The organism is Mesorhizobium sp. P3_A9 (assembly GCF_056402975.1).
Genome location: NZ_JBFUGJ010000194.1, coordinates 1 through 11,344 on the forward strand (window position 1 = coordinate 1; position 11,344 = coordinate 11,344).

The 11,344-nt window shown below is 63.1% G+C and carries 14 protein-coding genes, 1 pseudogene and 1 riboswitch; of the genes and pseudogenes, 14 read left to right on the forward strand and 1 reads right to left on the reverse strand.

The genetic code is table 11. From position 1 onward, the window contains the following. From AC1DX0_RS22750 to AC1DX0_RS22775, 6 genes and pseudogenes are all read left to right on the forward strand, one after another. A pseudogene (locus AC1DX0_RS22750) lies at positions 1–261 on the forward strand (hypothetical protein); the annotation flags it as partial. A 2-nt stretch (positions 262–263) separates the two neighbouring features. Continuing rightward, the gene (locus AC1DX0_RS22755; protein ID WP_477224355.1) at positions 264–464 is read left to right on the forward strand and encodes a hypothetical protein; all 201 of its coding nucleotides are present in this window, start codon (positions 264–266) and stop codon (positions 462–464) included. After that, positions 461–700 carry an ABC transporter permease gene (locus AC1DX0_RS22760; protein WP_477224356.1) on the forward strand — a complete coding sequence of 80 codons (240 nt, stop codon included), beginning with the start codon at positions 461–463 and terminating at the stop codon, positions 698–700. Before AC1DX0_RS22755 ends, AC1DX0_RS22760 begins: the two co-directional genes overlap by 4 nt. Then, a complete protein-coding gene (locus AC1DX0_RS22765) occupies positions 685–879 on the forward strand; it encodes a hypothetical protein (RefSeq protein ID WP_477224357.1) in 195 nt (64 codons plus the stop codon). Before AC1DX0_RS22760 ends, AC1DX0_RS22765 begins: the two co-directional genes overlap by 16 nt. A gap of 97 nt (positions 880–976) precedes the next feature. After that, positions 977–1,294, forward strand: a complete 318-nt coding sequence (locus AC1DX0_RS22770) for a hypothetical protein (RefSeq protein WP_477224374.1) — start codon at positions 977–979, stop codon at positions 1,292–1,294. A gap of 152 nt (positions 1,295–1,446) precedes the next feature. Further along, positions 1,447–1,917: a GNAT family N-acetyltransferase gene (locus AC1DX0_RS22775; RefSeq protein ID WP_477356921.1), complete on the forward strand. Its 471-nt coding sequence runs from the start codon at positions 1,447–1,449 to the stop codon at positions 1,915–1,917. A 26-nt stretch (positions 1,918–1,943) separates the two neighbouring features. Here the strand turns inward: AC1DX0_RS22775 and AC1DX0_RS22780 are convergent, their stop codons facing one another. Next, positions 1,944–2,651 (reverse strand): hypothetical protein, encoded by a 708-nt coding sequence (locus AC1DX0_RS22780; protein WP_477224359.1) that lies wholly within the window; start codon positions 2,649–2,651, stop codon positions 1,944–1,946. A 176-nt stretch (positions 2,652–2,827) separates the two neighbouring features. Here AC1DX0_RS22780 and AC1DX0_RS22785 point away from each other — a divergent pair, with 176 nt between their 5' ends. The 8 genes from AC1DX0_RS22785 (at position 2,828) to AC1DX0_RS22820 (ending at position 10,722) form a co-directional block, all read left to right on the forward strand. Continuing rightward, on the forward strand, positions 2,828–4,396 hold the full coding sequence (locus tag AC1DX0_RS22785; RefSeq protein ID WP_477224360.1) for a glycosyltransferase family 39 protein: 1,569 nt from the start codon (positions 2,828–2,830) through the stop codon (positions 4,394–4,396). A gap of 172 nt (positions 4,397–4,568) precedes the next feature. Beyond that, the gene (gene msrA / locus AC1DX0_RS22790; protein WP_477224361.1) at positions 4,569–5,087 is read left to right on the forward strand and encodes a peptide-methionine (S)-S-oxide reductase MsrA; all 519 of its coding nucleotides are present in this window, start codon (positions 4,569–4,571) and stop codon (positions 5,085–5,087) included. Positions 5,088–5,413: 326 nt separating this feature from the next. After that, positions 5,414–6,451, forward strand: a complete 1,038-nt coding sequence (locus AC1DX0_RS22795; protein WP_477224362.1) for a formyltransferase family protein — start codon at positions 5,414–5,416, stop codon at positions 6,449–6,451. A gap of 60 nt (positions 6,452–6,511) precedes the next feature. Further along, positions 6,512–6,625: riboswitch (TPP riboswitch) on the forward strand. Beyond that, positions 6,616–7,224 (forward strand): YkoF family thiamine/hydroxymethylpyrimidine-binding protein, encoded by a 609-nt coding sequence (locus AC1DX0_RS22800; RefSeq protein WP_477224363.1) that lies wholly within the window; start codon positions 6,616–6,618, stop codon positions 7,222–7,224. It overlaps the preceding riboswitch by 10 nt. Before the next feature lie 43 nt (positions 7,225–7,267). Continuing rightward, positions 7,268–8,086: an ABC transporter permease gene (locus AC1DX0_RS22805; protein ID WP_477224364.1), complete on the forward strand. Its 819-nt coding sequence runs from the start codon at positions 7,268–7,270 to the stop codon at positions 8,084–8,086. After that, complete coding sequence (locus AC1DX0_RS22810; RefSeq protein WP_477224365.1) at positions 8,083–8,850, forward strand: ABC transporter ATP-binding protein; 768 nt, start codon at positions 8,083–8,085, stop codon at positions 8,848–8,850. Before AC1DX0_RS22805 ends, AC1DX0_RS22810 begins: the two co-directional genes overlap by 4 nt. Continuing rightward, positions 8,843–9,859, forward strand: a complete 1,017-nt coding sequence (locus AC1DX0_RS22815) for an ABC transporter substrate-binding protein (protein ID WP_477356923.1) — start codon at positions 8,843–8,845, stop codon at positions 9,857–9,859. Before AC1DX0_RS22810 ends, AC1DX0_RS22815 begins: the two co-directional genes overlap by 8 nt. Positions 9,860–10,026: 167 nt before the next feature. Then, positions 10,027–10,722: a methyltransferase family protein gene (locus tag AC1DX0_RS22820; protein ID WP_477224367.1), complete on the forward strand. Its 696-nt coding sequence runs from the start codon at positions 10,027–10,029 to the stop codon at positions 10,720–10,722. Positions 10,723–11,344: the final 622 nt, after the last annotated feature.

Sequence of the window (11,344 nt, forward strand, 5' to 3'; positions counted from 1 at the left end):
GCCCAGGCCTTGCTGATGTCGGCCCCATTGGCGGTGCCCGCGCCCGTGCAGCCTGCGACGCCGGCGTCCGGACCGGCCCCGCGGCCGCCCGAAAATGAAACGCCCGCCGGCAACCCGCCCGCGGCCGAGCCGGCGTCGCCGGCACCCGCCGGTTCCGGGATTCCGGTTGCCGCCAAGGCAGGCGGGGTCATCGCCGCCTGCCTGCTCTTCGCCTATGCCGCCTGGCACCACATTGCCGTCGCCTTGCAAGGGATTTTCTGATCATGGCCACCATCACCCAACCGACCATCCGCCCCACCAACAAGCTGACGGCCGCGACCATTGCCGCCGCGGCCGTGTCGGTTTCCGGCGTCTTCGTGCGCAATATCTGGCCGTCCTGGTACGATGCCGAGACCTGGGCGACGCTTCTGCCGATCGCGGTCTTTGCCATCGGCTATCTGGTCAAGGATGAGCCAAACCAATGAGCGCGCTGCTGTCTTTCCTGCTTGGCAATCCGACCGTTCTCGGCATCGGTGCCGCCATCCTGGCGGCGCTCGGCTGGGGTGTTCGCCAGCGGCTTGCCGGCGAGCGCAGCGAGCGTGCCCGGCAGGCGGCCGCCGAGGCCGCGGCGCATGACATCGCCGACCAGGTCCAGAACGACATCGGCGCGCTGCCGGCTGCCACCGCGCGAAAGGAGCTCAAATCATGGGCAAGGGATTGATGCTTGCGGCCGTCCTGGCCGCTCTGGCCGGCTGCACGACCGTCAGAGGCGGGTTCTGCTCTGTGTCCAGTCCGCTGCGCCTGTCGGCGACCGCTGTCGATGCGCTGTCGGACGCCGAGGTCAAGGCGCTGCTGGCGCACAACCGCAAGGGCGAAAAGCTATGCGGGTGGAAGCCATGACGGTCGTCGCCCTGGACTCAGCCATGCTGCTCGGCGGGCGGATCATATTCGGAGCCGCAGCGGTCTTCGGCCCCCTCATCGCGAGGGCGATGAAATGATGCACGATGTCTTCGACCTGCTCGGCATCAAGGGACCCGTCGTCGTCGCCGGTCTGGCCGGTGGTGTGTTGCGCGCCCTGTCGCGGCACCGCTACAAGCTGCGTGAAATGGTGGCGTCGCCGATCTGCGGCGCGCTCGCCGCCGCCTATCTGACGCTGCCCGTGGTCCAATATTCCCGCGCCACCGGCCTGCCGCTGGCCAATGACGACACCACGACGCTGGCGGCGGCGTTTCTCATCGGCGTCTGCGCCATGTGGATATCGGATATTCTGTTCGAGGTGATCGTGCGGAAGTTCAGGCCAACTCCTGAGGAATAGCTCCAGGCTTTTTCCAGCGTCCGAGAATCCAAAGCCCGCCTCGGCTCACGCCGGGGCGGGCTTTTTGCGTTTGTGGCCCCTGACCGGCCACTGCTATATCCGGTGCAAGGCTGCCGCACTGGCGGCGGCGTTGATCCAGCCCGGGCTTTTCGATGCAGATTGAACGATATGACGGGGATCGCGAGGCCTTACGGCCGCTGTTTGCCCTTGCCGACGATTCTCCGACGCAGATCTCCAACTATATCGACGAGGGCGAGGTGCTGGTTGCGCGCGATGGCAACAGGATCGTCGGCCATGTGCAGGTCATCGAGACTGGTGAGGGCGACGTCTTCGAACTCAAGAGCCTGGCGGTCCGTCCGGCAAGGCAGAGCGAGGGATTGGGGCGTACCCTTGTCGCGGCGGCAAKCAATCGCTGCCGCGAGCGCAACGGCCGGCGCCTGATCGTCTCGACCGCAACGGCCGATATCGGCAATCTGCGCTTCTACCAGAGACAGGGCTTTCGGATGTATCGCATCGTGCAGGATGCGTTCGGACCATCGACCGGTTACCCCGAAGGCTTGGCTGTGAACGGCATTCCGCTGCGCGACCAGGTGGTCTTCGAACGCGACCTCGGCGCGGATTGAGGGATCCTCCACCACCTCGCGCTCCATTAGGCCAGAATGTTGACGGCACGGGCCGCGACCAGCGCGATCGTCAGCAGCGAGATCATCGCCTCGGCCATCATCAAAAGCTTGGCGCGCTGGGAGAGGGGCAGAGTGTCGGTCGGCGAAAACGCCGTCGCATTGGTGAAGGCGAGGAAGAAATAGTCGACGAAGCCCGGCAGCCAGTGGCTAAGCTCGCGGTCATTCAAGGTCATCTGTGCAAACAGGAAATCGGCATGCGCCAGCTTGACGAGGCCACAGGTCGGCGGCCCGCCGCGGTCGGTGCTCCAGAACCACAAGGCGAAGACGATGACGTTGGTTACCCAGATGTTGAGGGCATCAATCAGCAGCGTGGTGCCGCTGTTGCCGGCATGGCCCTCCAGCAATGCCCGCACCAGCAAGACCAGCGAACCGCAATTCATGACGCTGATGATCGCGGTCATGGTCAAAGCCGTGCGGCGAATCATGACGCGAAACTGGCCAATCGCATGCCACTCGTGATCCTCGACCGCCTTTCTGGTGGCGGCCTGCGTCCAGGCCGTCGCCACCGAGAGCGGCAGGAGCAGGGCGGCCTCCAGCGCCGGAGCCAGCCAGCGCGGTCCGAAGGAGAGGTTGTTGATTACGAGAAGCTGCAGGCAGATGATGACGACGACGGCCGCACGCGCCATCCAGAAGTCGAGCGCGCGGTAGTGAATGACGGCGTGCTTGTGACGCATGATGGATCCAGAAGCTTCGGACAGGGGTGATGCACAGGCTGTCTTGCCCGGGCGTGGCAGGAAGCGGCGAATGTCCTGCTCAATCTTGGCCCCGCAATGGCGGTGCAAGTATACATTTTCGTAAGCTTTGATATCGGCACTATTCGAAAAACCGGTCGGTGTGATTTAAGCACCGCATGACGGGAATAGATGACTCCATTGATGGTTGGCTGCCGGCCAGATTGCCTGTCACGGGCATCGACCGTTCATCGGTCTGGCCCGGCCTGCTTCGCCATCCCTGGTATCTGCTGGCGCTTCTGTGCCTGGTGCAGATGCTGTGCTGGACAGTGGTGCCGGCACTGATCGATCCAGCGCCGCCCGGCGATGTCGTGGAAGGTTTCATGTGGGGCCGCGAATGGGTGCTCCTGACCTACAAGCACCCGCAGCTTCCCGGCTGGCTGCTCGAAACCAGCCATCTTCTGACCGGATCGTTCCACTGGCCGCAATATCTGCTCGCCCAGCTGACGATCTCGGGAACCTTCGTCCTGGTCTATCTGCTGGCCCGCGACATGCTCGGCCAAAGCCGCGCGCTGGCTGCCGTGCTTTTGATGCCGTCGGTCTATTTCTTCGGCTGGCCGACCCCGCAATTCAATCATGACTATGCGCAGATGCCGTTCTGGGCGGCCATCTGCTGGCTGCTCTGGCGCGCCGGCCGCGGCGGCGGGCCGGGCTGGTGGCTGGCACTCGGACTGGTGTCGGGCGTCGGGCTCTATGCCAAGTTCTCCACCGGCCTGCTGCTTGCCTTCGGCGCTCTCTGGCTGTTGTCCGATGCACGCGCGCGCAGCCGGCTGGCGACGCCTTGGCCATGGGTTGGCCTTGCCGCTTTTCTCGCCATTGCCACGCCGCTGGCCATCGCGCTCTACCGCATCGATTTCCTGCCGCTGACCTATTTCGCCGGCCGCGACGAATGGGTGACCGAACACCGTGCGCGCCTTTATTACATCGGTGTCCAGCTGGCCGGGCTCTCCGGCTTTTTTCTGGTGCTGGCGATATCGGGGCTGTTGCGGCGCTCGCCCGCCCCCGAAACACCGGTCGGGCGCGGCATTCTGGTCTATCTCGTGTGGATGGGGCTCGGGCCGGCGGCCCTGATCATGGTGGCCTCGCTGTTCACCGGCACCGGCGAAGCCTGGGGCGCGCCGATGTACAATCTTGTCGGTGTCGCGGCGCTCGCCTTCCTCGGCCACCGGCTCGGCGCCATCGAGATGCGAAGGCTGGCGATCTGCGCGTTCCTCTGCATCGTCACCATGTCAGGCGCCTATGCGGCCATCCGCTGGACGGACTGCAATGTGCGCGGGCGCATGGACGCCGTCTGCTGGCCGGCGCAGCCGATCTCGGACGAGGCCGAGGCGGTCTGGCACGCAGCTGCACCCGGCCGGCTCGACATTGTCGGCGGCAACACCCAGTTGGCCATGCTGGCGGGCCTCAATGCCTATGACAAGCCGTCGATCTTCACCGACCTCGATATGCGGTTCGCGCCCTGGATCACCAGGCAGCGGTTGCGCGACCACGGCATGCTGATGGTTTGGCCGGGTCATGGCGTGCCGCCGCAACTGCGGGCATGGCTTGGCAACCTCCCGGTCAAGACCGTTCTTTTCAACTGGTCGCGCAAGGCGCCGCCCGTGCCCATCAGCTTTGCCGCCATTCCGCCCGGCACGCGGTATCTGCCGATTGATGCCGACAGCCGGACCCGGCATCCGCGCGGCTGAGGCGGTTCGATCCCTGACCAGGCCGTGATATCGTTCGCGCATGGCCGCGTTCGTTGCACGCGACTGGACGAAGCAGACGACAATGCCCATTTATTGGGAAATCCAATTTGTCTGCGCAATTCCGGACGGGAAACTGTCACACAGCTGGGATTGCCTTTTGAGGAGACGTGACATGGCGACTTCGACCGAACGCGCAGTGCTGGCCGGTGGCTGTTTCTGGGGCATGCAGGATCTGATACGGCGCTATCCCGGCGTCATCTCCACCCGTGTCGGCTATAGCGGTGGCGATGTACCCAACGCCACCTACCGCAACCACGGCACCCATGCCGAAGCCATCGAGATCAATTTCGATCCCGCGGTTATCAGCTATCGCACGCTGCTGGAGCGCTTTTTCCAGATCCACGATCCGACGACGCGCAACCGCCAGGGCAACGATGTCGGGATGAGCTACCGTTCGGCGATCTACTATGCGAGCGACGAGCAAAAGCACGTCGCTGAAGACACCATCTCAGATGTCGATGCCTCCGGCCTGTGGCCCGGCAAGGTCGTCACCGAGGTCGCGCCAGTTGGTGCCTTCTGGGAGGCCGAGCCCGAGCACCAGGACTACCTGGAGAAATATCCCAACGGCTACACCTGCCATTTCGTCAGGCCGGGCTGGAAGCTGCCGGTGCGCGAGAAGGCCGTCTCGTAAGGTTTACGGATCATTTTCGAGGAGCAGGGCGGGACAATTCCTGTGGCCGTGTGAAGACCAACTGTCAGCCGCGGCCTGGCGATTGACAGTTGGTGGCGTTGCTGGCCAACTGCGCATGCTGATTTGCTTCAGGAGATACGCATGAAGAAAATCTATGAGAAGCCACGTCTCGTGAAGGGCGGACGGCTTTCCGATGTCACCGCCACCTTGCCGTCTTCACTTGTCAAGGCTCCCTGACCGACGGGCTTTTACGTTGCAAACCGGTCAGGCCCGTCCGATGAGGCTGGCTTGCCGTCTGAACGCCCCCCGATGGGGAGTGGTTTGATGTGCGCCTTGAACGGCTGGTGCTTTTGAGCCCGCGGACCGGGTCCGGCCAGCTTTCCGCCGTGTTCGTGCTCGACATCACCCACTACACCGGGCCGCTGCTGTCAGGATGGCTTGAAGCAGGTCATCTCATCCGCGCGATTGTCGTGCCGGGATCCCGCCAACGCCAAAAACATTTCAGCACCGGCAATTTTCGCCGCAGGCTGAGACGCAGATTGCTGCTCAAACGCTATATCGGCAACACGCCGGCAAGGGTGATCGAATTTGGCCGGCCCTATGATTGGGGCACACTCGGCAGCCAGTTGTCGGAGGTCAGAGCCGACGTGTTGATCTGCTTTGCGTTTCCAGCCCTTGTTCCACCGGACTTGCTCGGTGCTTTCCCGAAAGGCGGGCTCAATCTTCATCCAGCGTTGCTGCCCAATTATCGGGGTCCGCACCCTATCCATCGCCTGGCCGTGGACGGCCAGCACGCCGTTCATGGTGGTGTAACGCTGCACAAGATGTCCGCCGATTTCGATGATGGCGACATTCTCGGGCAAGTGCCGTTTTCCGAAGCAGACTGGGTGTCGCTGCAAACCCTGACCGACAGCGTGGCGACCGCGATGCGCGCGCTTGTGAGCGAGGTCGCACCCGCCTACTGCAAAGGCAGCCTGAAGGGGATGCGGCAGCCGGCCGGTGATTTCGTCTGGGCGCGGCTGGAGTCGGCCCACACGATGATTTTGCCTGAGATGTCGATCGAGCATGTTGCCATGATGTGGCATGTGCTGGGCACCGTTCCAGGCATCTATCTCGATGTCGCCGGCCGCAAGACCAGGCTGGCGTTCCAGGTCAGACGGCTAGGCCCGCCGACGGGCAAGGCGCCAGTCAGACGGTGGGGGATCGTGGAATTCGATCTTGCCGATGGCAGGGTCCAACACCTTACCTACGGCCGTCTGCTCAAACGGCTCTTGAAATTGCATGCCCCGTTCGCGCGCTCTCCAGTCAGGAAGTCGCCCCCCGAAATCCGGCTTTTCGGCAAGGTGGAAGATGGGCAGACGTGAGCGCTGGCGCACTGCGCTGAAAAAACGGCTTCCCCTTCAGTTCGAATGGTGCTTTAACGCGCCCATCCACAGGGGTGCTCCGTACGGTCGGGGCTGAGACGGGGGCGGCAAGCCCACAGACCCTAGAAGCTGATCTGGGTAATACCAGCGGAGCGAGGCGGGCGATGTTTTCAGGCGCACAGATTTCCCTATACCCCATGGCCGACGATTTCGTCGGCGTCATCCTTGGCGCGCTCGGCGCGCTCGATCCCTACCGGGACAGGCTCAGGATCGAGACCGACGACATCTCAACCTTGCTGGTCGGGCCACCGGAAGTGTTGTTCCCGGCATTGCGCGACCTGTTCGTGGCGGCGGCGCGCAGCGGCAAGCATTGCGTGCTGTCGGCGGCCATTTCGCGCGGCTGCCCGGGCGAGCCGGACGATCCGATCTGCCGTTCCGACGCRTTTGGCGGACCTGTCGGGCCGCTCGGCCCACGCAAGGACGCCGCCATCAGCGCCGTGCGCAATGCTGCCGCCACCGGCCAGCCGGCGGCGGCGCAATTCTCACTCTATGTGATGGGCACCGGCGACCACATGGACGAGATCTACGGCTGCATCGATTTCCTGAAGCAGTCCGGCGTCTACGATCGCTCCAAGAACTTCTGCACCAAACTGCGCGGCGATACGGGCGCGATCTTTTCGGCGCTGAACGAAGCCTTCTGCCGCTTCGGGCCGGGCGCCGGCCACGTAACCCTTGACGTCACGGTTTCGGCCAACAGCCCCACCGCTGTCTGAACAGAACGCGTTTCCTACACGCGACCGTCAAGGTTGTCCTTTCGTGGTCTCATCGTCATCCAGCCGCCCGCGCCAGCTCGCGGGTTCCCTTGCCAAGGCAGTACCCGCCATCATCTCGGTCGGGTTGCTCCTTGTGGCGTGGGAACTATACGCCACCTATTCCGGCATCAAGCCGACCGTCCTGCCGGCGCCGTCACGCGTCTTCGAGCAGGCGATACTCAATCGTGACGCGCTGATCGACAATGCCATTCCCACCATCCGCGCCACGCTGATCGGCTTTGCCTGCTCGCTCGGTGCCGCCTTTGCGCTGTCGATGCTGGTCGACTTCTTCCAGCCGCTGCGGCGTGCGCTGTTTCCCGTCTTCATCGTCAGCCAGACCTTGCCGCTGGTGGCGATCGCGCCGCTGGTGGTGCTGTGGTTCGGCTTCGGTCTGGCCCCCAAGGTCATGCTGGTGGCGCTGGTCACCTTCTTCCCGATGCTGGTGGCTCTGGTGCAGGGCTATGAGGCGACCGAGGCCGAGATCGGCCAGATGCTGCGCGCCATGGGGGCAGGGCGCTGGCGCGTCTTCGTGCTGGCGCGGCTGCCGTCGGCGCTGCCCTATTTCTTCGCCGGCTTGAGGATCTCCATCACCTATGCCGTSGTCGGCGCTATCTTTGCCGAATATGCSGGCGCGGCCAAAGGGTTGGGCATCTATATGCTCAACGCCAAGAACAATTTCCGCCCCGATCTGGTGCTGGCCGCCGTCGGTGTCAGTGCCGCGCTCACCCTCGTCCTGTTCGGGCTGACGGTGCTCTTGCAGCGCCTTGCCATGCCTTGGGAGCGGGCCGACCGGCAGCCGGCAGGGAAGGGGCCGTGGCGATGAGCCGGCTCGAACTGCGGCATGTGCGCAAGGCGTTTGGCGGCCTCGATGTGCTGGCCGACATTTCGCTCAGCGTCGATGCCGGTGAATTCGTCTCGATCCTTGGGCCTTCGGGCGCCGGCAAGTCAACGCTGTTCCAGCTTCTGACGGGGGCGGAGCATGGCGAGGGCGAGATGTTCTTCGACGGCGCGCCACTCGACGACCATGGCAGGCATTTTGCATTCATGCCGCAGCGCGACGCACTGATGCCGTGGCGGCGCATCCTCGACAACGCGACGCTCGGGCTCGAAGTACAAGGCGTCAAACGCAAGGCGGCGCGGGCGTGCGTCGCGCCGCTGTTTGCCGAGTTCGGGCTTGCCGGTTTCGAGCGGCATTTTCCGGCACAGCTGTCGGGCGGCATGCGCCAGCGCGCGGCGTTGCTGCGCACGGTGGTGCAGGAGCGCGACATGCTTTTGCTCGACGAGCCGTTCGGCGCGCTCGACGCACTGACCCGCGCGGCCATGCAGCGCTGGCTCGAACAGATGTGGCGGTATCATCGCTGGACGGCGCTGCTGATCACGCATGATGTGCGCGAGGCCGTGTTCCTGTCCGACCGCATCTATGTGCTGTCGGCACGCCCGGCCCGTGTGTTGCGGGAAATCAGGGTGCCGTTGCCGCGCCCGCGCGATCCGACTGGCGCTGCCGCGCGCCAGGCCAGYGCCCTCGAGGCCGAGATCCTCGACATTTTGCTCGACCCGCAACCATCCAAAGGACATGACCATGACTGACTTCACGCGCCGGCAGGCTTTGCTGCTCACCCTTGCCAGCGGTCTTCCGCTGATCGCCGGATCGAGGCGTGCCTTCGCGGCGACGCAAAAAATCACCGTCGCGCTGGACTGGACGGTCAACACCAACCACATCGGGCTGTTCGTCGCCCGCGACAAGGGGTTTTATCGCGAGGCCGGCCTCGAGGTCGACATTCTGCCCTACAGCGATACCGGCGCCGGCACGCTGGTCGCCAACCGCGTCGCCGATTTCGGCATCAACGGCACCATCAGCCTGTTCACCCAGAAGACCGCCGGCGCCGACTTGAAGGCCGTCTATGCCGTGGTGCAGTCCGAAACCGGCCGGGTGGTGTTCAATGCGGCGCGCAGCGGGGTCAGAAGCCCGAGGGATCTTGACGGCTTGACCTATGGCGGTTTCGGCAGCGCCTGGGAAAACGCGCTGATCTCGACCATCATCCGCCACGATGGCGGCAAGGGCAATTTCGAAACGGTGACGCTCGGCACCTCCGCCTATGAAGCGCTGGCCAATGGCTCCGTCGATTTCACGCTCGAGGTTTCGACCTGGGAAGGCGTCGAGGCCGAACTCAAAGGCGTCAAGCAGCGCAGCTTCGTCTATGCCGACTACGGCGTGCCCGACGAGCACACGACACTGATCTCGTCGAGCGAAGCCTATCTCCAGGCAAACCCGGCATTGGCGGCGGCCTTTATCCAGGCGACGCGGCGCGGCTATCAGTTCACCGTCGATCATCCCGGAGACGCCGCCGCGCTGCTGATCGCCGCCAACAAGGATGCCCTGACCAATCCGGCATTGATCGAGGCGTCGCTGAAGGCGCTGATCGACGGCTACTATCTGCGCGCAGAAAATGGCRCCATCGGCACGATGGATCCGGCCAAGATGGAAGCGATCGGCGACTATCTCTTCACCGCCGGCATTTTGCGCGATGCCGACGGTAAGGTCCTGACGCAACGCCCTGATTTCGCGGGGTATTTCGCAAATCTATATCTGGGGTGAGGCTGGATGCGCATCACTCGGTAGTCCACGGCCCACCGGATTGGCATCCGGGCGCATCCTCCCCGGCATGTTTCGAGGGCGTTGCCCCCGTTTGATGCTGATCCGATCTTGCCGGTTAACTGCCCGGCAATGGTTGCGTGCAATGGTCCCTTCGAGGGATCATCGGGGTGCTTGCCTTGCTCACGTCAAAAAGTGAAGCGTTTTCGCAGAACAACGGGGGCGGATACTTCTCCGCCGCGCGAAGGCGTGACCTGCTGGTCGACCTGCGCGAAGGCTTCTTTCGCCTCTGTGCCCTGGCCTGCGCGGGTCTGTTCGTCTATCGCGGCGTGTACCAGGTCGTGGAGGATCCGACCCGGCTCAACGCCGCGCTGGTGGCGATTTCCGAGATACTCACTTTCACTTGGCTGCTGTTGTCTCGGCGTCCGGTGACGCGTGACTGGAATCCGCTCACGGTCATCGTCTCCGTGACCGCCAGTTTCGGGGTTGCGTTGATCAGCCTCGAACCCGGCGTGGCGCTTGTTCCGGTCTATATCGCCGCGCCGCTGCAGTTGGTTGCGCTGTTGTTTGTCATCTGGGGCAAGATATCGCTGGGCCGGTCCTTCGCCATCCTGCCTGCCAATCGCGGCGTGATGACGGGCGGCGCCTACCGGCTTGTGCGGCACCCGATCTATGCCGGCTACCTTGCCGGCCATGTACTTTATCTGCTGTCGGCTTTTTCCTTCCACAACCTCGCGGTCTATGCGGTCATCACCTATCTGCAACTGTACCGCATCGTGCGCGAGGAGGCCCTGCTGGCCGCCGCACCCGAGTATCGCGCTTACATGGAACGTGTGCACTACAGGCTGTTCTACCGGATATTCTGAGGTCAAGTTGGAGCGGCTGATCCCATCTGGCTTGGGGTTGGGGTAACAGCGCTTCCTTAGGGCGGTTCGCCGGTTCACAGAAACGCTGACCGCTCCATCTCTTGTGTTGGCGCAGTTCCAAGGGAAAGCGCAATGCGCTTTTCCCGGGGAAAACCGGTCCTTACATTTCCTGGAACTGCTTTAGGTCGGTCGACGGCCTTGGTTGTTCCAATGCCTCCCGCCGGGTTCTGCAGATCGCTGGCGGGCTCGGCCATCGTGGCTGACGGCCAATCCTTACGCTATGTATCAGGCAGAGATGTCTGTCGCCGAAGGAGCGGTTTCCCGAGAATCGTTTTTCCTTTGATATGATCAAATATATCTATAATATACGCTTCGGGTATGGAATTTTTTTTACATATGTATTAGAGTTTTATTACTGTTAAGGTTTCTGTATTTTATCAATTAATACCATCACTTGCGCAAGTATGCGCTGGTTTGAAACTGAAGCTCACCTGCCGCGTAGTTAAATTAGCAGTTGGTTGTACACCGGCTGCCTTAGCGCAACGACAACAGGAGAGTGTTATGGCTTTTACCATCAAAACAGTCGCCAGTGTGTTGGCAGGTAGTGCAATGGTCCTCGTTC